A 20883-nucleotide genomic window follows, 5' to 3' on the forward strand; every position below is an offset into this window, starting at 1 on the left:
GCGGTTCTGGCTAGGCGCTGCGTCGCAGGCAGTACGGCCAGTACGACAAGACGCGGCAACGACGCCAGAAGAGGTTTGTGAGTCGCTCATCATTTCCAGGGGCGGTGGTAGGCGCCTAGCGTGTGCTGCTGGCCTTCTGCCACCTGGTCCAGGCTGGCCATCCAGCGCGTCTTGGGCGCATAGCGGTGCGGGTAGGCCAGGCACTGGTCCATGGCCTCGCGCCAGACCTGGGTGACCTGCGCCACATAGGCGGGGCTGCGCTGCCGGCCTTCGATCTTGATCGCGCGCACACCCATCTTGAGCAGCTGGGGCAGCAACTCCAGCGTGTTGAGGCTGGTGGGCTCTTCGATGGCGTAGTAGTTCTCGTCATCCCCCACGTCGAAGCGGCCTTTGCACAGCGTGGGGTAGCCCGCGTTCTCGCCGGGCGCGTAGCGGTCGATGAGCACGCCGTTCAGGCGCGACTCGCGGCCCTGCGGGGTCTCCACCCAGCGCACGGCCTTCGGGGGCGAACACACGCCGTGCGTGTTGGGCGATTCGCCCGTCGCGTACGACGACAGCGCACAGCGCCCCTCGACCATCACGCACAGGCTGCCAAAACCGAAGACTTCGATCTCGACCGGCGTGCGGTCGATGACCTGGCGCACCTGCTCCATCGACAGCACACGCGGGAGCACGGCGCGCACGATGCCGAACTGCTCGCGGTAGAAGTTGATGGCCTCGTAGTTGGTGGCCGAGCCCTGCACCGACAGGTGCAACCGCAGCCGGGGGTGGTGCTGCACCGCGTATTGCATGAGGCCGGGGTCGGCCAGGATGACGGCGTCCACGCCCAGGTCCACCGCCTTGTCCAGGGCGCTGCGCCAGGGCCCCGGGTTGGCGGCCTGCGGGTAGGTGTTGAGTGCCATGAAGACCTTGCAGCCGCGCGCATGCGCATGGCCAATGCCCTGGGCAATGGCCGCCTCGTCGAAGTTGAGGCCCGCAAAGTTGCGCGCGTTGGTGGCGTCGCGCAAGCCCAGGTAGACACAGTTGGCGCCGTGGTCCACAGCGGCCTTCAGGGCGGGCAGGCTGCCCGCGGGGCAAACCAGTTCCATGGCAGGGCCAGCCGCCCCGGGCAAGGCGGCGGCCGTCGATTTCAAGGGATCCATCACAAACATTCAAACGCTGGCCCCGGTGGGGAGCCACAGCACTGGGCGCCACCATACGGGGGGCTCTCGGCGCATCCGCTGATCTTCATCAACGGCAGTGCACAATGCCGGAGCAAAGCAGTCGGGTTTTGATGTGCTCCAGCCTTCCCGGCGTTCCACACCGCCCACCGGCCTTGACTTGCATCCAGTGCCCTGCGTGGGACATCCATTTCATAAAGACGCCAAAAGGCGCCCTCTGCCGTGAACAAGAACCTGTGGTTGCTGGCCCTGTGCCAAGGCCTTTTCCTGACCAACAACGTCGTCTTCATCGCCATCAACGGGCTGGTGGGGCTGCAGCTCGCGCCCTTTGGCTGGATGGCCACGCTGCCGGTGATGGGCTATGTGGTGGGCGGTGCGCTGTCCACGCCCCTGGTGGCCAGGACGCAAATGCGCTGGGGCCGCAAGGTGTCGTTCCAGATCGGGCTGGCCGTGGCCGTCGTGTCGGCCGCGCTGTGTGCCTGGGCCGCGTTCAGCGCCAGCTTCTGGCTGCTGTGCACGGCCACGGTGGTGGCGGGCTACTACAGCGCCAACGGTGGCCTGTACCGTTTTGCGGCCGCCGAACTGGCCAAGCCGGACTACCGCGAAAAGGCCGTGTCGCTGGTGCTGGCCGGTGGCCTGCTGGGCGCCGTGGCAGGTCCCAACCTGGCCAGCGCCACGCGCACGCTGTTCCCGGTGCCGTTTGCGGGCGCCTATATCGCGCTCATCGGCGTGGCACTGTTGTCCATGCTGTGCATGACAGCCATCCGGTTCGAAATGCAACCCGTGGTGCTCAACGCTGCGGGCCAACGCGAGCCAGGGCGCCCCCTTTCTGTACTGATGCGCCAGCCTGCCTTCATCGTGGCCATTGTGGGTGCCGCGTTGGGCTATGGGGTGATGAACCTGCTGATGGCGGCCACGCCGCTGGCCATGCAGGTGTGTGGCTTTGACTTTGATGCCTCGGCACTGGTGCTGGAATGGCATGTGATCGGCATGTTCGCGCCCGGCTTTGTCACCGGCCACCTGATCAAGCGGTTTGGTGTGTTGCCCATCATGGGCACGGGGGTGTTGCTCAACCTAGCGTGTGTGGCGGTGGCGCTGATGGGCGTGGAGCTGCACCACTTTGGCATTGCGCTGTTCTTCCTGGGCGTGGGCTGGAACTTCCTGTTCACCGGCTCCACCACGCTGGCCATGACGGCCTACCGACCGGAGGAGAAGGACCGCGCACAGGCGGCCATCAACTTCTGTGTGTACGCCACGCTGGCGCTGAGCGCGTTCTCGTCGGGCGTGCTGGTCACCACACAGGGCTGGACGCTGCTGAACGCCGGTTCGCTGGTGCCCATTGTGGTGACGGGGCTGGCGCTGGCCTGGCTGGGTCTGCAGCGCCAGCGTGTTTCAAGCGGCGCCTGAAGACCGGCCTACCGCAGCGCCTTCTGCCCGCGCCGTGGTGCGCAGCCACTGTGCAAAGGCCGCCACCGCAGGGTATTCCAGGCGCCCCGGCGCCACAAAGAGGCTGTAGCCCCGCGCACCGCTGTCGTGGTGCGGGTGGGCCAGCACCAACTCGCCCGATTGCAGTTCGCGCTCCACAAAATACCGGGGCACCAGGCCAATACCCAGATCGGCGCGCACCGCCTCCACCAGCATCGAAAACAGATCAAAGCGGTGGCCTCCCAACGTGTGGCCGGGGATGCGCGTGATGCCCGCATGGGCCAGCCAGTCGTCCCACGCCCCTAGGCGGGAGCTGAGCTGCAACAGCGGCACGGCCCGGAAGTCGCCGCGCTCTGTCGCACGCCGGTGGCGCGACTGCGGTGCACACACGGCCACGCAAACCTCGGGCATCAGGGGCGCGGGGACCACGCCGGGCCAGGCCGCGTCGTCGTACTGCACGGCCACGTCGAACGGTATCTCCGCCATGTAGATCTGCGTGGGGTACACCTGCAGGTGCAGGCTGCAGCCTTTGTGCTGTGCAAGGAAGGCCGGCAGACGGGGCAGCAGCCAGCGCTCGGCAAACACCGGCACGCAACCCACCAGCAGACGCGCGCCATCGGGCCGCTGGGCCATGGCTTCGAGCGTGTGGTTCTGCAGCCGCAGCAGGTCGCCCACGATCTGCGCGTGGTAGCGGCGGCCCACGTCGGTGAGGGTGGAGCCGCGCGCGCCACGCTGCACCAGCTGCAGGCCCAGCTGGCCCTCCAGCAGACGCAGCTGCTGGCTCACGGCGCTGTGGGTGAGGCAGAGTTCTTCGGCGGCCTTGCTCACGCCGTGGTGGCGCGCCACAGCATCAAAAACAAGCAGGGCACGGGTGCTGGGGATGTGTTTGCGCATGTAAGAAAAACTGTCGGCTGGGCAGATTAAAGCAGAGCCCGGGGGCCGAGTTCGGTCCAACAATTGCATGGCACTGCATGCCGGACCGCGGCTCCATCCACGATGGCTGGACAGGCCGGTCACTCCTTCCGTTTGTGTTCGTGTTTCGCTGGATCACCATGACTCTCCCTCTCCATACCTTCCGTGCCACAGCCCTTGCGGGTGCCATGGCCCTCGCCTGCGCCGGCTTGCTGCCCGGTGCCGCCCATGCGCAGTTCGGCGCCGTGGCGCCCACGCCCACCACGCTGCGTCCCGCCGTGGACAAGGCCTACGGCCAGCTCATGGCCGCGCCCCAGATCCTGCAGCTGCTCGACGCCGTGAAGGCCGACCACGACCGCGCCACCGAAGACCTGCGCATGCTCACCGAGATCGAGGCGCCGCCGTTCAAGGAACAAAAGCGTGCCGAAGCCTTCCTGGCCCGGCTCCAGGCCCTGGGCCTGACCAATGCCGCCATCGATGCCGAAGGCAATGTGGTGGGGGTGCGCAAGGGCACGGGCAACGGGCCCAAGCTGGTCATCTCGGCCCACCTGGACACCGTGTTCCCCTCCGGCACCGACGTGAAGGTGAAGGAGCGCGACGGCAAGCTGTATGCGCCCGGCATCTCCGACAACACGCGCGGCCTGGCCGTGCTGTTGTCGTGGCTCAAGGTGCTGAACGACCAGAAGATCGCCACCGTGGGCGACCTGGTGTTTGTGGGCAATGTGGGCGAGGAAGAGCTGGGCAACCTGCGCGGCATGAAGCATTTGTTCAAGGAGCACCTGGACATCGACGGCATGGTGGCGCTGGAGCCCGCGCCCGACGGCACGGTGCTGGTGCTGGGCACGGGCAGCCACCGCCACGAGGTGACCTTCAAAGGCCCGGGCGGCCACAGCTTCGCCGCGTTCGGCGAGGTGCCCAGCGCCATCCACGGCATGGGCCGCGCCATTGCCAAGATCGCCGAGATCCGCACGCCCAAGAGCCCCAAGACCACCTTCACCGTGGGCACGGTGGGCGGCGGCACGTCCGTCAACACCATCGCGCCCGATGCGCGCATGGCGGTGGACATCCGCTCCGACGAAATGGCCCCGCTGCTGGCCACCGAAAAGCAGGTGTTGGCCGCCGTGGACAGCGCCGTGACCGAAGAGAACGCACGCTGGGGCGTAAACACCCTGAGCGCGTCGACCAAGCTCATCGGCGACCGGCCCGGTGGCCGCACCGCCGCCGACGCGTTGATCGTGGAGGCCGCCGTGCGCGCCAACACCGCCTTTGGCCGCAGGACGGTGCTGGCCGGTGCCAGCACCGATGCCAACGTGCCCATGGCGCTGGGCATCCCCGCCATCGTGATCGGGGGCGGCGGCAAGACGGGCGGGTTCCACGCGCTGTCCGAATGGATCGACCTGACGGATGCCTGGAAGGGCGCCCAGACCTCGCTGGTCACGGTGCTGGGGCTGGTGGGGGTACAAGGTGTGAGTGCGCCGCTGCTCGACAAGCGCCCACCCCGCACCAAGTAGTGGCGCGGCACCCCAGCGGCGTCACCCCGTTCACGATTGTTGACACGAAGGCGCCGCCAAGGCGCGTACCATGGGTGGCTCCGTCCGGGCTGGTGCACTGCCGCCCTTCATTCCTCTACAGGAGAACACCATGGGTTTGCTCGATTCCGTTCTGGGTGCCGTCATCAACAACGCGTCGCAAGGTGGCAGTGGCGCCGCTGCGGCGGGTGGGGCCGGTGGTGGCCTGGGAGGGCTGATCAGCCTGGCCGCACAAAACCCGCAGCTGGTGCAGGCCGTGATGTCCCTGATCAGCAACGATGGCCCGGTGGGCGGCCTGCCGGGTTTGATGGCCAAGTTCCAGCAAGCCGGGCTGGGCAACGTGATTGCGTCGTGGCTGAGCGCCGGGCCCAACCAGGCGATCTCGGGCGAGCAGCTGTCGCAGGTGTTGGGCAGTGGCCCCCTGTCGCAGATGGCCGCGCAACTGGGTGTGGCCCCCGGTGCAGCCGCCGGGCAGCTGGCCCAGGTGTTGCCGGGCCTGGTCGACCACCTGAGCCCCCAGGGACAGGCGCCCCATGGCGGGTTTGGCAATGCCAACGATCTGCTGGGGATGCTCGGCGGCCTACTTCAAAAATAATAGCAACCGGGTCATATTGCACTAGCGCAACCAGCCGTTTTCTCTGAAATCAGGCCACCCGGCGCCTGCCTACGGCCTTGCAGGCACCGCGCAGCGCCGCACCAGCCATTCCCTCAGCAGGTCGAACACCGGCTCCGCCAGTTCCGGGCTTTCGTTGAAGAGCTCATGGAACAAGGGCTCAAAGCAGTGGGACTGCACCACAGCCTTGGCTGCAGCGGCCGCAAAGGCACGGCTGCCCGCCGGGTTGACCAGCTTGTCGCTGCCCGCCCACATCAACAGCGTGGGCACGCTCCAGTGCGCAGCGCGGGCGACGGTGGCGGGGCCACCCTCGGCAATGAAGCGGGCCAGGCGCGCGCTGATGCGGTCGTGGCACAGCGGATCGGCCAGGTAGGCCGCCACCACGGCGCTGTCATGCGAAAGGTACTGCGCGTCCAGCCCATTGCCCACGCGCAGGTTGGGCGCGATGCGCGGCAGCGTGGCCAGCAGCAGCTTTTGCACGGCGCCCAGGCCGGCATCGAGTGCGGGGGAGGACAGCACCAGCGCATCCACCGGCCGCAGGTGCAGGGACACAAACCGCGAGGCCACCAAGCCGCCCATGCTGTGACCCAGTAGCACCAGGGGCTGGCCCGCAGGCATGCGGGCGCGGGTGGCGTCCACCAGGTCCGCCAGATCGTCCAGCAGGCGCATGTCCGACGTGAGCCCGCCGCGCGGCCCGGCCGATTCGCCATGGCCGTATTGGTCATAGCCCCGCACCGCAAACCCCCAGTCGTTGAGGCGGCGGGCCAGCGCGTCATAGCGGCCCACATGCTCGCCCAGGCCGTGCACCAGCAGCACCGTCCCCCGGCAGGGCTCGCCCTGCGGCAGGGGCCAGTCCTGCACAGCCAGGTTCTCGCCATCGCTCGCGGTGAAGGTGGTCAGGGTCGAAGGAAGCAGTTCGTCAGAAGTCATGGAAAGCAGGGCATTCGAGACGCGATGGGACAGCATACCCGGCGCACCCAAATACCCGATGCACTAAATGGTCAGGCTTGTACTGCCGCCAAGACCCAGAGAGCGTGACCCCTGATCGGGCGAAGCTGCTCCGGGGTTTTCAAGCCAGAGATACCCAGAGGTCATCCCAGTCGGTGGGCAGGAAATTGCCCTCGCGCCGCAGCACTTGCTGGTGCTTGCGGTTGAGCACGAAGTGCGTGGGACGTCGCGAAATGGCGCCAAAACTGTCCTTGTGCCCCGGAGCATTGCGCCAGGCAATGGGAAAACGCTGCTCGGCGGGCACTGATACCTTGAGCAGCTCGATGTACTGCATGAAGTCAGCCGCCTTCTCATCCATGTTCACGCCCAGCAGCACAAAGTCGCGCTGGCGATTGGCGGTGTAAAACTCGCGCATGAGGCGCAACTCGTTGGTGCACAGAGCGCAGCCAGCGGTGAAAAAGCTCACCAGACACACCTTGCCCGCATAGTCCGTCAGCATGACCGGTTTGCCTTCGCTGTTGGTGCCGGTCAGCGTGTGAAGCGGGCCCGGTGTGCTGCTGCCAGCCGGGGTCTGGGCCGTACCGGACGCCGGCGCGAGAGTGGCAAGGGCAGCTGCAGAGCAGGCGTGGAGAAAGGCGCGTTTTTCCATGGTGTGACCCGGTGATGGAAGGCGTGAGGAAGAGCACCCAGGGCGCCCGGTGTGGCGCCCTCTGGTGTCAGGGGGCCGTGGCCGCAGCGGCTGCCTGCTGGGCCATGGCCGCCATCACGTGTGCCACGGAGGCGGTGAGGCGCTTGGCATAGGGCACGTGCAAAAACTCGTTGGGGCCGTGCGCGTTGCTCTTGGGGCCCAGCACGCCGCACACCATCATCTGTGCGGTGGGAAAGCCTTCGCTGAGCATGTTCATGAGCGGGATGGTGCCGCCCTGGCCGATGTAGCCGCAGGGTGCGCCAAAGTGCGCCTGTGAGGCCTCGTTGAGCGCCTGCTCGAACCAGGGTGTGGTGGCCGGGGCATTCCAGCCCGTGGCACCGCCGCCGCTCTGGAAGGTGACCTTGGCCTGGTAGGGCGCGTTGTCTTCCAGCAGCGCCTTCAGGTCCTGCACGGCTTGCGCGGCGTCCACCAGCGGGGGCAGGCGCAGGCTCAGCTTGAAGGCGGTGTAAGGGCGCAGCACGTTGCCGGCGTCCTGCAGCGCCGGGAAGCCCTCGGCACCGGTGACGCTGAGCGTGGGCTCCCAGGTGCGCTTGAGCAATGCCTGCACCGGGTCGGTGGTGGTGGGCAGGGCAAACACGGTGGAGCCGCCGCAGTCGTAGTGCGCCCAGGGGAAGCGGCGGTACACCTCTTCGCCCAGGATGGCCGCCGTGGCGCGGGCCTGGGCCAGCCGGTCGGCGGGCACTTCGCAATGGAAGCTCTGGGGCAGCAGGCGGCCGGTGGCGCTGTCTTCGAGCCGGTCGAGCACCTGCCGCATGATGCGGAACGACGAGGGCACCAGGCCCGAGGCGTCGCCCGAGTGGATGCCCTCGGTCAGGATCTCGACCTTGAGCGTGCCGCTGGCCATGCCGCGCAGGCTGGTGGTGAGCCACAGCTGGTCGTAGTTGCCGGCGCCCGAGTCCAGGCACACGACCAGCGCCACGTTGCCCATGCGGTGCTTCAGTGCATCGATGTAGGGCAGCAGGTCGCGCGAGCCGCTTTCTTCGCAGGTTTCTATGAGGCCCACGATGCGCGGGTGCGGCACGTTCTGGCGCTTGAGTTCCTGCACCGCAGCGATGCTGGCGTACACCGCATAGCCGTCGTCGGCGCCGCCCCGGCCGTAGAGCTTGCCGTCTTCGTACTTGGGCGTCCAGGGGCCCAAGTCGCTGCGCCAGCCGGAGAACTCGGGTTGCTTGTCCAGGTGGCCGTACATGAGCACGGTGTCGGTGGCGCCGGGCTGGGTGGCGGCGATCTCGAAGAACAGCACCGGGGTGCGGCCTTCCAGGCGCACGATTTCGAGCGTCAGGCCCTCGACCTTTTGCGACTCCACCCAGGCGGCGGCGTTGCGCACCACGGTGTCGAGCAAGCCCAACTCGGCCCAGTCAGCAGCGAACGTGGGGGACTTGGCGGGGATGGCGATGTAGTCGGTGAGCTGGCGAACAATGTCACTGTCCCAGGCCTGGCTGACACGCTGCAGGGCAAGCTCAGGCTGAAGGACTTGGGAGGGCACGCGGGCGTTCATGGTGGGGCTCCTGAAGGCAGAAGGTGATCAATCCGCCATTCCAACACAACCCCCCGCCGGGCGCCATCGATCAATACAGAGACTCGGGCAGGGTCTCGGGATTGGCCTGGGCCGCCAGCTGGGCGCTGGGGCGGCGCAGGCCCGTGGCCACCTCGACGCGGTTGCGGCCGTTGTTCTTGGCCTGGTACAGCGCGCGGTCGGCGGCAGCAATCAGCATGTCCCAGCTGTCACCCGACTCCAGCCGCCCGCCAAACACGCCAATGCTCACCGTGACCGCAATGCCGGGGCCGGGCACGCCATCGGCGGGGCAGCGGGACTCCTCAACCGCCTTGCACAGCTCGCGCGCCAGTTGCTCGGCCCCAGTGAGGCCGGTGTCGGGCAGCAGCACCATGAACTCCTCGCCCCCGTAGCGGCCCACCAGGTCCTGCGCACGCACGCGCTGGCGCAGGACGTTGACCACGCTGCACAGCACGCGGTCACCCGCCGGATGGCCGTACTGGTCGTTCACATCCTTGAAGTGGTCGATGTCCACCATCATCAGCGCCATGGGCTCGCGCATGCGCTGGGCACGGGCCACGTCGCGGTCCAGCGCGGCGATCAGCGAGCGGCGGTTGGCCACGCCGGTGAGCGGGTCCAGCGCGGCCAGCACGCGGTTGTTTTCGTCGGCCCGGTCGCGCGACATGAACACAAAACCCACCGAGCTGACGAGCACCACCGAGAACGTGGCCAGAAAGGTCAGCGTTTGCAGCGCGCTGCTTTGCAGGATGTTGGTGGCATCGGAGTGCGTACTCAGGGCCACAACAGCGCGCCCGCCCAGCACCAGGGCCTCCAGCGCCAGTCCTGCCACCAGCAGCCATTGCCCGCGTCCTACGGTCACGTTCCGCTGCGACAACGCCTCCAACAGCGCCCACACCGCCTGCAGCCCGATGGCCAGGCCCACAAAGCTCACCCGCGCCGGAAAGTTGTCGATGAACACCGAGACAAAAACTAGCACCAGCGCCGGTGGGGCCAGCAGCAGCGGCCAGCGCACCGGCCGCCCCTGGAACTGGTAGACCGCCGCAATCAGGCCCACGAACACGCTGGACAGCATCAGGTTGCCGACCACGATGGACAACACATCGGGGATCAGGCCGCGCAGCATGATCAGCAGGTGCCCGATGGCGTTGACCAGCAGGGCCGCCGCCCAGCGACCCAGGCCATCGCGCCGCCGCCCCCAGCCCACCACGGCCATGGAGGCCGCCATCATGAGGGAACTGGCAATGATCATTGCCAGCATGGTGGGGACGTGGGCAGCCATGGATGCGGGTGGACAGGGAGATGGGTGGGGGAATCAAGCCAGCATAAACCAAGCTTTGCAGACCGCAAACCGCCAGATGACCGCCCGGCCCGTTGTCAGGCCCTATTGCAGCTGGGCGGGCGCCCGGGCGCCGCTGCCGGGCGCGTGCTGTCCCTCTCCGTCGCCGGTCTGCGCCATGGGCGCAGCCAGGGCCGCGCGCGCCGGGTAACCCAGGCCACCGTGGGTCGCCATGCCGTCGCCGCGCGAGAGTTTGAACACCTGTACCGCCCCGGCCAGCCGCGTGGCCTGCTCGCGCAGGCTTTGCGCAGCGGCGGCCGACTGCTCCACCAGCGCGGCGTTCTGCTGCGTCATCTGGTCGAGCTGGTTGACGGCGGTGTTGACCTGGCCGATGCCGTCGGACTGTTCGGTCGATGCGGCCGTGATCTCGCCAATGATGTCGCCCACCCGTTTGACCGAGCCCACGATCTCGTCCATGGTGCTGCCCGCGTTCTGCACCAGGCGCGCGCCCGACTCCACCCGCTCCACCGACGCACCAATCAGCGCCTTGATCTCGCGCGCCGCCTCGGCGCTGCGCCCGGCGAGGTTGCGCACCTCGCTGGCCACCACGGCAAAACCCCGGCCCTGCTCACCCGCACGGGCGGCTTCCACCGCAGCGTTGAGCGCGAGGATGTTGGTCTGGAACGCGATCGAATCGATCACGCCGATGATGTCGGCGATCTTGCGCGAGCTCTGGTTGATGTCGCCCATGGTGGTGACAACCTCGCCCACCACCTGGCCGCCGCGCGCAGCCACTTCGGCGGCGGTGCTGGCCAGCTGGTTGGCCTGGCGCGCGGCGTCGGCCGACTGGCGCACGGTGGAGGTCAGGTGCTCCATGCTTTGTGCGGTCTGCGCCAGGCTGCTGGCCGTGGCCTCGGTGCGGGCCGACAGGTCCTGGTTGCCGCTGGCAATCTCGGCGCTGGCGGTGGTGATGCTGTCCACGGCATTGCGCACCTGCTGCAGCATTTGCGTATAGCGCTGGCGCATGCCCTCCACCTCCTGCACCAGCGCGCCGATCTCGTCGCGCCGCGTGGTGTGAAAGGCCTCGGTCAGGTCGCCCTGCGCGACCAGCGTGATGGCCTGGGTCAGGTCCTGCAGCGGGCGGCTCACGCCCCGGCGCAGCATGACAAACAGGCCGATGGCCAGCAGCACCACGGCCACGGCCATCAGGCCCCAGACTGCCAGCGTGACGCGCCGCTGGCTGGCCATGGCCTCGCCATCGGCCACCTCGGCCACCACCCACCAGCCGCCACCGGTCTTGCGCACCAGCGCCCAGGGGTTTTCGGCGCCGGTACCCAGCACGTCTGCGGCCTCGCGCACAAAGCCGTCCTGCGATGCGGCCAGCGCTTCAAAAAACGGGCGTGCCTGCGGATAGGCCTCCAGCACGCGCTTGCCGCGCGCTGTGGGGTGGTACACAAACACGGCCTGGTCCAGCGAGGTGCCAGGGTTGATCACATAGGTGCCGCCGTGTTCGAAGAACTTCGTCTGCGCCACCTGTTTTTGCAGCATGGCGTGGAACACGCTGATGTCGTTGCCGATGAACAGCAGCGCAATGACCTTGCCCGAGGCGTCCTTGGCGGGCAGGTAGTGGCCCATGAAGGGCTTGCCGTTCACCAACGTGACGCCAGTAAAGGGCTCGCCCTTGGACACCGTGGCGTAGGCCGGGTCGGTGCGGCCAAGCGGCGTGCCCATCTGGCGCTCGCCCTTGTCGTTCTTGACCGAGGTGGTGATGCGGATGAAATCGTCGCCCTTCTTGGCGAACACGGTGGCAATGCCGCCCGTCTCGCTGGCGAATTTGTCGACCGAGCCATAGTCCTCGTTGACCAGCGCGCCGTAGCTGCGCAGCTCGCCCGAGGCTTCGTCGAGCTGCATGGCGGCCTCGAAGTAGCGCTGAAAGCCCTTCATGGTCAGCTGCACCAGCTCGCGGTTGGTGTTGTCGGCCGCGTCCAGCGACTGCGCCACGCTCTGTGCCGTGTCGCCCACGCTGGCCACCACCTGCGCGCGGGTGCTGCGCTCGGTCAGCACGGCAATCGCCAGCCCCACCAGCACCAGCACCAAGGCCACCAGCGCAATGGCGGTCAACGTGACCTGGCGCGCGACGGATCGGTTGTTGGCAAGGGATGCGGGCATGCGGGGTGTCTCCTGGAATGGAATGCGAAAAGCCGGCTGGGCCGGTCTGCATTCACTCTAAGCGCAGCACCTTGTTACATTTATTCACGCATTCCCTTACGCATTCGCGCGTATTGGTGCCGACCGCCGAAACGATCTATGCGGGGTGCGGGGCGCGGCTGCGCAGGGCCCAGTCCCGCCAGCCGAGCCCCTGTGACGTGCCTGCCGCCGGGGTGTATTCGCACCCCACCCAGCCCGCGTAGCCCAGGGCGTCGATGGTGTCGAGCAGGAACGGGTAGTGCAGCTCGCCCCGGTCGGGCTCATTGCGTGTGGGCACGCCCGCCACCTGGATGTGGGCCACGCGGCCCGTGGGCAGGTAGCGCTGCAGCTTGCCGTGCAGGTCCCCCTCCACCAGCTGGCAGTGGTACAGGTCCATCAGCACCTTCAGGTGGGGCACCTGGGCCGCGTCGAGCAGCTCGTGCGCATGGTCCTGCCGGTTCAGAAAATAACGCGGCACGTCGCGCAGGTTGGTGGGCTCGATGAGGATGTCACACCCCACACGCGCGGCCTGCTCTGCCGCCCAGCGCAGGTTGCCCACGCACAGGGCCTTGAGCGACTCGCGCTCCACCCCCGGCGGCACGGTGCCGCACAGCAGGTTGATGAACGGGCAGCGCAGTTGCTCGGCATACCGCAGGGCCTCCAGCACCCCGGCGCGAAACTCCGCCTCCCGCCCGGGCTGCGCGGCAAGGCCCCGTGCGCCCTGGTCCCAGGCGTGGGCCATGTCGGTGGGCGCGAACCCGCCCGCCGGGGCGTTGAACAGCACCAGCTGCAGGCCGTTGTCCTGCAGCCGGGCAGCGATCTCACGGGGGTCGAAAGCGTAGGGGAAGTGCAGTTCCACCGCCCGAAAGCCGTCGTGCGCCGCAGCCGCAAAACGATCGAGCAAGGGCAGCTCGGGGTACATCAGGCTCAGGTGGGCGGCAAACTGGGGCATGGGGGCAGTGCGAAGAGGCAACTTCAAAGCGCCGCAGCTTATCGTGTAGCCAACGAGCCCATTGCCCGCCCAGAGCGCCGTGGAGCCTGAATTTGTGCCAAATTCGCCTCTAGCGCCAGTTTCATATGCCTTTACAGCTATACATTTTATAGCAATCTCAGGATCACCCATGCGCATCGGAGAACTCGCCCAACGCACCGGCACCACGCCCAAGGCCATCCGGCTGTATGAGTCACGGGGCCTGCTGGGCACGGTGGCGCGCGCGGGCAGCTACCGCCACTATGGCGAGGCCGATGTGGCGCGCGTGTTGCTGATTCGCAGGGCCCAGGCGCTGGGCTTTCGGCTGTCAGAGCTGGACGGACTGCCCCACATCGACACCGCTGCTGGCTGGGACCGCATGGCCCAACTGGTGGCCGGGCGGCGGGCCGCCGTGGCGCAAGAGCTGGCGCGCCTGGCCGCGCTGGACGCACAACTGGCCGCACTGGAAGCCGAGCTGCACACCTGCGACACGCTGGCCGTGCCCGTGGCACCCGAAGCCTGCGCTGCACTCTCCACACTGGCGGTGGCACCTCCAGCGCACAACCCCGCGCAATTTGGTGCAGCGACCACAGCGGGCGCTGCGAGATCCACCGCGACTTGACCTGACCGCTTGACTCTGCCCCGTGGGGCAAGGTGACCATGGCGCCATCAACAACACCGAGATGGAGCGTCTGTGGCAGAGCAACACAACATTCTGGTCATCCTGGGCCATCCCGCCGCCGGGAGCCTGTGCGCGGGCATGGCACGTGCCTATGCCGAGGGCGCCCGGCACGCCGGGGCGCAGGTGCGCTTTCTGGACGTGGGTCAGCTGGCCTTCAACCCCCTGTTCCAGGGCTATGGCGCTGCCCAGCCGCTGGAACCCGACCTGCTGGCCGCACAGGCCGACATCAGCTGGGCGCACCACCTGGTGTGGGTGTACCCCATCTGGTGGGGCGCCATGCCCGCGCTGCTCAAGGGTTTTATCGACCGCGTGCTGCTGCCCGGCTATGCCTTCAAGTACCGCAAAGGCTCATCGCTGTGGGACAAGCTGCTGACCGGCCGATCGGCCGAGCTGCTGGTGACCATGGACTCGCCGCCCTGGTACTTCCGCTGGGTCACGCGCATGCCGGGGCACCACCAGATGAAGAAGGCCATCCTGGAGTTCTGCGGCATCCGGCCCGTGCAGGTGCACAGCTTTGGCCCGGTGCGCAGCGCCAGCGCCGACCGGCTGGCACTGTGGGTGGAGAAGGCGCGGCAACTGGGGTTGCGCCGGGGGGCGCGTTCCGCACCAGGCAAGCCGCGCCCGGCACCTGTTACTTCGTCGCCTTCGCCGTGAAGGCCTGCACTGCAGCACGGCCCACCGCCGAGTCGTCGGTGAAGAAGCCGTCGATGCCTGCGCGCAGGTAGGCCGTGATCTCGGCCACGCTGTCGCCGCGCATGATGCCATCAGTGATCGGAGCCTTCTTCAGACCGGCGGGCAGGAAAGCGTTTTCGGGCCGCAGCGTCCAGATATGCACTGCCAGCCCGGCGGCATGGGCCTGCGCGACCAGCGGCGTGGGCTCGCCGGGCACACCGTCCTTCACCGGCACCACCAGGGTCTTGAACGGGCCGATGGCGTTGGCGTAGGTGGCTACCTGCTGCAGGCCCTCGGGCGTGATCAGGTCGGCATAAGCGCGCGTGTTCGCCGCGCCCTGCGCCACAAAGTCATACGGCCGGCCCGAAGGGGCGACCAGCTGCACCAGGCGCACGCTGCTGAGCTTGCGGATCGCCTGCAGGTTGCTGACCTCGAACGACTGCACGAACACGGGCGCGTCCTTGTGGTTCCAGCCGTTCTTCTCCAGCACGGCCAGCAGCGGCGCCTCCAGCGGCAGGCCGATGGACTGGAAGTAGGTGGGGTGTTTGGTCTCGGGGTAGATGCCGATGGTGCGACCGGTCTTGGCCGTGGCCGCCTTGGCCAGGTCGATCACCTCCTGCAAGGTGGGCACCTCGAACTGGCCGTTATAGGCCACGTTGGCCGGGCGCTGTGCAGGGATGCGTTCGCGGGCGCGCAGGGTTTTGAGCTCGGCCAGCGTGAAGTCTTCGGTGAACCAGCCGGTGATGGCCTGGCCGTCGATGGTCTTGGTGGTTTTACGGCCCGCGAACTCGGGGCGGTCCACCACGTCGGTGGTGGCTTCCTTCACAGAGCCATCGGCGCCCAGGATGGCGATGGCGTTCTCGTGCCGCGCCACCAGCACGCCGTCCTTGGTGATGACCAGGTCGGGCTCGATGATGTCGGCGCCGTCGTCAATGGCCTTCTGGTACGCGGCGAGCGTGTGCTCCGGCCGCAGGGCCGATGCGCCCCGGTGGGCAATGACGGTGGGGGTGGGCGGCCAGGCCTGGGCGACGGCGCCCAGCGCCCAGGTGGTCAACAGCGCGGCGGCGGTCACGGCGCGCAGTGCAATGCGTTTCATGCGGGTCTCCTACAAACGGAGCCCGCACCTTAGCCGATGCGGTTGACAGCGGCGTGTCGCCGGGGCGTACACCCCGGTAAGCGCTACGCGTGTTCGAAGTGGAAGACGGCCGTGCCCGCGCGTGCGTTGGGGAGCCAGCGCACCTCTTGCCCATCCTGCAGCCCAAAGGAGTCGAGGATGCGCAAGCTGTTCTTGGTGGCCAGCACTTCGAAGTCCTTGTAGGTGCCCACGCGGATGTTGGGCGTGTCGTACCACTGGTAGGGCAGGCGCCGCGTCACGGGCATGCGCCCGCGCAGGATGGACAGGCGGTTGGGCCAGTGCGCAAAGTTGGGAAACGCCACCACACCCGTGCGGCCTACGCGCGCCGTCTCGCGCAGCATGGTCTCGGCATTGCGCAGGTGCTGCAGCGTGTCGATCTGCAGCACCACGTCAAAGCTGTTGTCGTCGAACATGGCCAGCCCCTCGTCGAGGTTGAGCTGGATCACATCCACCCCGCGCTGCACGCAGGCCAGCACGTTGGCGTCGTCGATCTCCACGCCATAGCCACTGCAGCCGCGCTCGCGCTGCAGGTAGTCGAGCATGGCGCCGTTGCCGCAACCGAGGTCGAGCACGCGCGAGCCGGGGGGCACCAGGCGCGCCAGGGCTTGCATCGCCGCTTTTTCGGTCATGGTTGCAACTCCTTGGCAATGCTATCGAAATAAGAGCGCATGACGCCCATGTACCGGGCGTCATCGAGCAAAAAGGCATCGTGCCCGTGGGGCGCATCGATCTCGGCGTAGCTCACGCTGCGGCGGTTGTCGAGCAGGGCCTTGACGATCTCGCGGCTGCGCTTGGGCGAAAAGCGCCAGTCGGTGGTGAAACTCACCAGCAGGAACCTGGCCTGCGCCCGGGCCAGGGCCCGCGTGAGGTTGCCGGCATGGGTGCGCGCGGGGTCGAAGTAGTCGAGCGCGCGGGTGATGAGCAAGTAGGTGTTGGCGTCGAAGTAGTCGCTGAACTTGTCGCCCTGGTAGCGCAGGTAGCTCTCGATCTGGAACTCGATGTCCTGGGTGCTGTATTTGAGCTCCAGGCCCTCCCGCAGTTGACGGCCGAACTTCTCGTTCATCACATCGTCGCTGAGGTACGTGATGTGGCCGATCATGCGGGCGATGCGCAGGCCACGCTTGGGGATCGCACCATGGCGATAGAAATGGCCGCCGTGGAAGTCCGGGTCGGTCACGATGGCGCGGCGGGCGACTTCGTTGAAGGCGATGTTCTCGGCCGTGAGGTTGGGCGCACTGGCCACGACCACCGCGTGGCGCATGCGCTCGGGGTACTGCAGCGTCCAGCTGAGCGCCTGCATGCCGCCCAGGCTGCCGCCCAGCACGGCCGCCAGTTGCGTGATGCCCAGGCGGTCGAGCAGGCGGGCCTGGGCGTTGACCCAGTCTTCCACCGTGACCACGGGGAAGTCCGCGCCATAAACCTCGCCGGTGTCCGGGTGGTGGTGCATGGGCCCGGTGGAGCCAAAACACGAGCCCAGGTTGTTCACGCCGATGACGAAGAAGCGGTCGGTGTCCACGGGCTTGCCGGGGCCGATCATGTTGTCCCACCAGCCTTCGCTCTTGTCCTGCCCGGCGTACACGCCCGCCACATGGTGCGAGGCGTTGAGGGCGTGGCACACGAGCACGGCGTTCGAGCAGTCGGCATTGAGCGTGCCGTAGGTCTCAAAGGCCAGGTGGTAGTCGCGGATGGACGCGCCGCTTTGCAGCGGCAGCGCATCCGGGAAATGCATGGACTGGGGTGTGGCGATGAACGACATAGTTGGAACTGGTAAGCCCTCACGTTCCACCGCTTGCACACGCCGCAAGCCCCTTGAGGAGCCGCTGTCACCGAGGGCAAAACCTCGGCAAAAAAATACCCGGCGTCGCTAAAAACGAGGCCGGGCAGGTGTGTCGGACGGGTCTTTAGCAGAATTTATAAAGCGCCCGCAAGCTGTGGCAAATCGGCGCGTCTGGCAAATATACCAAAGCAGCGCCGCGTCGCCCAGCCCGTCGCACCGATCAGGTCAGCCTGCGGACGAAAAAATCGCCAGCAGCCCCAACACCAGAAAGATGGCAGCAGACACCAGATGCACCGCGCGGATGGGCACCTTGCGCGTGATGCGCTCGCCCAGCCAGACCACGGGCGCATTGGCCAGCATCATGCCCAACGTGGTGCCCGCCACCACCCAGAGGTAAGCGTTGTATTTGGCAGCCAGCATGACAGTGGCAATCTGGGTCTTGTCGCCCATCTCAGCCAGGAAGAATGCGACCACGGTGGTGCCAAACACCCCCCAGCGTGGCGATCCGTCGGCTTCGCCTTCGTCCAGCTTGTCGGGGATCAGCATCCAGACCGCCATGGCGATGAACGAGGCGCCCAAAATCCAGCGCAGCACCTGGGGGCCCAGGAAGGTGGTCACCCAAGCACCGACAGCGCCGGCCAGGCCGTGGTTGACCAGCGTGGCCACCAGGATACCCAGCACGATGGGCCAGGGTTTGCGAAAGCGTGCTGCCAGCACCAGAGCGAGCAGCTGCGTCTTGTCGCCCATCTCGGCGAGCGCGACGATGGCGGTGGAAATAAAGAAGGCTTCCATGGGGGAGGGGGTCCTATCCGGCCGGATGGGTGGAAAACGCATTGACTGCACCCCGACTCCGGCCATGTGGATCGGTTTGCAGTCAATGGTCTCGCCCAGCTCAAAAGCCGCATACGCCATAGGTCTCAAAGAACCCAAGTGTGTTGACGCATGCCCCCGGCGCATTGCGCGGCCGGGCGGGCTACTCCCCAAAGACCCACGGATTTTACCCTATGGTTTGCCCTGAAATTCCCCGAAAAACCACGCTGCCCCGGGGTTTTGAGCCCATCTGCCCAGAAATAAAACCCCACGGGCCCCATAAAGTGATTAATAATGGATTCGCTTTTCTGCTTGCAGAAGGGCAGTTAGCTTAGCGGTGAATGGTCAGTTTCGCGTCTTTGAAGTCGTCACAGGTTTGTTGATTGCGTCGGGCTCCATCGCGTTTTTGTGTTTTTTCAGGAGTCCTTCATGGGCAACAAACTTTACGTGGGCAACCTGCCCTACTCTTTCCGCGACGAAGATCTGCAGCAGACCTTCAGCCAGTACGGCTCGGTTGGCAGCGCCAAGGTCATGATGGAACGTGACACCGGCCGCTCCAAGGGTTTCGGCTTTGTCGAAATGGGCAGCGATGCTGAAGCCCAAGCCGCCATCCAAGGCGTGCATGGTCAAAACTTCGGTGGCCGTGACCTCGTGGTCAACGAAGCCCGTCCTATGGAGCCCCGCGCTCCCCGTAGCGGTGGCTTCGGTGGCGGCAATGGCGGCGGCGGTTACGGCGGTGGCCGTAGCGGTGGCGGCGGCTACGGCGGTGGCGGCGGTGGTGGTTACGGCGGTGGCCGTAGCAGCTACTAAAAAGTCCTTATCGGCAGTCCTCAGGGTCTGCCGACGGCAAAAAAAGGAGCCTTCGGGCTCCTTTTTGCGTTCTGGCGCGGCACGGACACCACAGCGCGCAAAGCCCCTTGCTTTTTCCCCAAAAGTGTGGCGCATAATGGTCTGGCGGGTTTGGCCCGCATTTCAAGTTTGCGGTGATCCGTCAGTTTCGCGCTGAGAGCGTCATTGAGATTAGCTGGCTGCGTTTTGGGGACTCCATCGCTTTATCCATGTGTTTTTGAGGAGTCCCTCGATGGGCAACAAACTGTACGTCGGCAACCTGCCTTACTCGGTGCGCGACGGTGATCTGGAACAGGCCTTTGGCCAGTTCGGTGCCGTGACCAGCGCCAAGGTCATGATGGAGCGCGACACGGGTCGCTCCAAAGGCTTCGGCTTTGTGGAGATGGGCAGCGACGCAGAAGCCCAGGCCGCCATCAACGGCATGAACGGCCAACCCCTCGGCGGCCGCAGCATTGTGGTGAACGAAGCCCGCCCCATGGAACCACGCCCACCCCGCAGTGGTGGTTTCGGCGGTGGTGGTGGTGGTGGCGGCGGCTACGGCGGCGGCCGCAGCGGTGGTGGCGGATATGGCGGCGGCCGTGAAGGCGGCGGTGGCTATGGTGGTGGCCGCGAGGGCGGCGGCGGTGGATACGGCGGCGGCCGCGAAGGTGGTGGCGGGGGCTATGGCGGCGGTGGCCGCAGCGAAGGCGGCTTCCGCAGCCCGTACGGCTCGGGTTCGCGCAACGGTGGTGGCGGCGGCCGCAATGGCGGCGGTGGTGGCTACGGTGGCGGCGGCAACGGCGGCTACTGAACCACACCCGTTTTTGTGTCACAAGGGCCCTTCAGGGCCCTTTTTCATGGCAGCTGCACGTCGAGATAGCAATCTCCATCGCCCCCGGCGCCTTGGGGCGCCTTGTGCAATCCCGCCCCTACTGCATTTCGCTCTGGCGGCGCTTGCGCGGGCGGCCCGCCAGCACCTTGTCAAACAGTGGGTTCGGCAGCATGCGCAGCAGCTTGGCGACCACGCCCATTTGCCAGGGGATGACCCGGTAGCTCACGCCCGCCTGAATGGTACGAAACGCCTGGTCGGCAAAATCGGCGGGCTGCATCAAAAACGGCATGCTGTAGCGGTTCTGTTGCGTGAGGGGGGTATCGATGTAGCCCGGCGACACCGTCACCACGCGCACGCCGTGGGGGCGCAATTCACCCCGCAGGCTTTCGCAGTAGCTGATGACAGCCGCCTTGCTGGCGCAGTAGGCGCCATGGCCGGGCAGCCCCCGGATGCCGGCCACGCTGCCGATGCCCACCAGGGTGCCGCTGCCGCGCTGCACCATGGCGTCTACAAACGGCTGGAAGGTGGCCGCCATGCCGATGTTGTTGGTGGCAAAGGTGCGGGCCATGACGTCGATATCGTCCCGCACCGCTGTGTCCATGCCCACGCTGATGCCGGCATTGGCGATCACCACATCCGGCACACCCTGGCGTGCAATGCAATCGCGCCCTGCAGCCACGATGCTGTCAGTCACCGACACATCAGCACTATAAATTTCATAGCTTTCAGGGCTTATTCCTTGAGCACTTGCCCATGTTTTGACTTCGGAAGTGCGCCGCGCCACCAGAGCCAGGCGAAACCCCGCTTGGTGGTAGCGCTGGGCCAGCGCTTGGCCGATGCCACTGGATGCGCCGGTGATGAAGACAAGGGGAGTGGTCATGTGCATTCCGACAGTGGGCGGC

20 protein-coding genes and 1 riboswitch are annotated in these 20883 nt (G+C 66.8%); of the genes, 7 read left to right on the top strand and 13 right to left on the bottom strand.

All coding sequences use genetic code 11. From position 1 onward, the window contains the following. Nucleotides 1-89 precede the first annotated feature (89 nt). On the bottom strand, nucleotides 90-1142 hold the full coding sequence (locus C8C95_RS09405) for a peptidase U32 family protein (RefSeq protein ID WP_207780592.1): 1053 nt from the start codon (nucleotides 1140-1142) through the stop codon (nucleotides 90-92). Between the two features lie 240 nt (nucleotides 1143-1382). On the opposite strand from C8C95_RS09405, the gene C8C95_RS09410 reads away from it, so the two are divergent. Further along, a complete protein-coding gene (locus tag C8C95_RS09410) occupies nucleotides 1383-2567 on the top strand; it encodes an MFS transporter (RefSeq protein ID WP_116748403.1) in 1185 nt (394 codons plus the stop codon). On the opposite strand, the gene C8C95_RS09415 is transcribed toward C8C95_RS09410, so the two are convergent. After that, complete coding sequence (locus C8C95_RS09415) at nucleotides 2553-3479, bottom strand: LysR family transcriptional regulator (RefSeq protein ID WP_116748404.1); 927 nt, start codon at nucleotides 3477-3479, stop codon at nucleotides 2553-2555. The genes C8C95_RS09410 and C8C95_RS09415 overlap by 15 nt on opposite strands. A gap of 158 nt (nucleotides 3480-3637) precedes the next feature. Between C8C95_RS09415 and C8C95_RS09420 the strand changes: the two genes are divergently transcribed. Together C8C95_RS09420 and C8C95_RS09425 are read left to right on the top strand one after the other, a co-directional pair. Beyond that, a complete protein-coding gene (locus C8C95_RS09420; RefSeq protein ID WP_116750214.1) occupies nucleotides 3638-5008 on the top strand; it encodes a M20/M25/M40 family metallo-hydrolase in 1371 nt (456 codons plus the stop codon). 130 nt (nucleotides 5009-5138) lie between these two features. After that, nucleotides 5139-5621: a YidB family protein gene (locus tag C8C95_RS09425; RefSeq protein ID WP_116748405.1), complete on the top strand. Its 483-nt coding sequence runs from the start codon at nucleotides 5139-5141 to the stop codon at nucleotides 5619-5621. A 69-nt stretch (nucleotides 5622-5690) separates the two neighbouring features. Here C8C95_RS09425 and C8C95_RS09430 read toward each other — a convergent pair whose 3' ends face one another. The 6 genes from C8C95_RS09430 to C8C95_RS09455 form a co-directional block, all read right to left on the bottom strand. Continuing rightward, nucleotides 5691-6569 (bottom strand): alpha/beta hydrolase, encoded by an 879-nt coding sequence (locus C8C95_RS09430; RefSeq protein ID WP_116748406.1) that lies wholly within the window; start codon nucleotides 6567-6569, stop codon nucleotides 5691-5693. A 139-nt stretch (nucleotides 6570-6708) separates the two neighbouring features. Further along, nucleotides 6709-7236, bottom strand: a complete 528-nt coding sequence (locus C8C95_RS09435) for a TlpA disulfide reductase family protein (protein WP_116748407.1) — start codon at nucleotides 7234-7236, stop codon at nucleotides 6709-6711. Between the two features lie 67 nt (nucleotides 7237-7303). Beyond that, nucleotides 7304-8794 carry a M20 family metallopeptidase gene (locus C8C95_RS09440; protein WP_116748408.1) on the bottom strand — a complete coding sequence of 497 codons (1491 nt, stop codon included), beginning with the start codon at nucleotides 8792-8794 and terminating at the stop codon, nucleotides 7304-7306. A 70-nt stretch (nucleotides 8795-8864) separates the two neighbouring features. Continuing rightward, the gene (locus tag C8C95_RS09445; RefSeq protein ID WP_116748409.1) at nucleotides 8865-10091 is read right to left on the bottom strand and encodes a GGDEF domain-containing protein; all 1227 of its coding nucleotides are present in this window, start codon (nucleotides 10089-10091) and stop codon (nucleotides 8865-8867) included. Nucleotides 10092-10193: 102 nt separating this feature from the next. Beyond that, entirely contained in the window at nucleotides 10194-12257 is a 2064-nt protein-coding gene (locus tag C8C95_RS09450; RefSeq protein ID WP_116748410.1) for a methyl-accepting chemotaxis protein, read from the bottom strand. Between the two features lie 136 nt (nucleotides 12258-12393). Beyond that, nucleotides 12394-13227 carry a TIM barrel protein gene (locus C8C95_RS09455; protein ID WP_116748411.1) on the bottom strand — a complete coding sequence of 278 codons (834 nt, stop codon included), beginning with the start codon at nucleotides 13225-13227 and terminating at the stop codon, nucleotides 12394-12396. Between the two features lie 169 nt (nucleotides 13228-13396). On the opposite strand from C8C95_RS09455, the gene C8C95_RS09460 reads away from it, so the two are divergent. Together C8C95_RS09460 and C8C95_RS09465 are read left to right on the top strand one after the other, a co-directional pair. Then, nucleotides 13397-13867: a MerR family transcriptional regulator gene (locus C8C95_RS09460; protein ID WP_116748412.1), complete on the top strand. Its 471-nt coding sequence runs from the start codon at nucleotides 13397-13399 to the stop codon at nucleotides 13865-13867. Nucleotides 13868-13939: 72 nt separating this feature from the next. Beyond that, complete coding sequence (locus C8C95_RS09465) at nucleotides 13940-14581, top strand: NAD(P)H-dependent oxidoreductase (protein WP_116748413.1); 642 nt, start codon at nucleotides 13940-13942, stop codon at nucleotides 14579-14581. Here the strand turns inward: C8C95_RS09465 and C8C95_RS09470 are convergent. The 4 genes from C8C95_RS09470 to C8C95_RS09485 all read right to left on the bottom strand — a co-directional run bounded on the left by C8C95_RS09470 (nucleotide 14559) and on the right by C8C95_RS09485 (nucleotide 18303). Then, complete coding sequence (locus tag C8C95_RS09470; protein ID WP_116748414.1) at nucleotides 14559-15695, bottom strand: glycerophosphodiester phosphodiesterase; 1137 nt, start codon at nucleotides 15693-15695, stop codon at nucleotides 14559-14561. The genes C8C95_RS09465 and C8C95_RS09470 overlap by 23 nt on opposite strands. Nucleotides 15696-15778: 83 nt before the next feature. Next, nucleotides 15779-16363, bottom strand: a complete 585-nt coding sequence (gene metW, locus C8C95_RS09475; RefSeq protein ID WP_108498592.1) for a methionine biosynthesis protein MetW — start codon at nucleotides 16361-16363, stop codon at nucleotides 15779-15781. Next, entirely contained in the window at nucleotides 16360-17490 is a 1131-nt protein-coding gene (locus tag C8C95_RS09480) for a homoserine O-acetyltransferase (protein ID WP_116748415.1), read from the bottom strand. Before C8C95_RS09480 ends, metW begins: the two co-directional genes overlap by 4 nt. A 246-nt stretch (nucleotides 17491-17736) precedes the next feature. Continuing rightward, the gene (locus C8C95_RS09485; protein WP_056056786.1) at nucleotides 17737-18303 is read right to left on the bottom strand and encodes a TMEM165/GDT1 family protein; all 567 of its coding nucleotides are present in this window, start codon (nucleotides 18301-18303) and stop codon (nucleotides 17737-17739) included. A gap of 16 nt (nucleotides 18304-18319) precedes the next feature. After that, nucleotides 18320-18505: riboswitch (yybP-ykoY riboswitch) on the bottom strand. Between the two features lie 245 nt (nucleotides 18506-18750). On the opposite strand from C8C95_RS09485, the gene C8C95_RS09490 reads away from it, so the two are divergent. Together C8C95_RS09490 and C8C95_RS09495 are read left to right on the top strand one after the other, a co-directional pair. Continuing rightward, a complete protein-coding gene (locus C8C95_RS09490; RefSeq protein WP_108498594.1) occupies nucleotides 18751-19131 on the top strand; it encodes an RNA-binding protein in 381 nt (126 codons plus the stop codon). 271 nt (nucleotides 19132-19402) lie between these two features. Then, nucleotides 19403-19960 carry an RNA-binding protein gene (locus tag C8C95_RS09495; protein ID WP_116748416.1) on the top strand — a complete coding sequence of 186 codons (558 nt, stop codon included), beginning with the start codon at nucleotides 19403-19405 and terminating at the stop codon, nucleotides 19958-19960. A 118-nt stretch (nucleotides 19961-20078) separates the two neighbouring features. Here the strand turns inward: C8C95_RS09495 and C8C95_RS09500 are convergent, their stop codons facing one another. Then, nucleotides 20079-20861, bottom strand: coding sequence for an SDR family oxidoreductase (locus C8C95_RS09500; protein WP_199170858.1), 783 nt, complete (start codon nucleotides 20859-20861; stop codon nucleotides 20079-20081). Nucleotides 20862-20883: the final 22 nt, after the last annotated feature.

Source organism: Acidovorax sp. 99 (assembly GCF_003096455.1).
In the GTDB taxonomy this organism is placed as follows: Bacteria; Pseudomonadota; Gammaproteobacteria; order Burkholderiales; family Burkholderiaceae_C; genus Acidovorax; species Acidovorax delafieldii.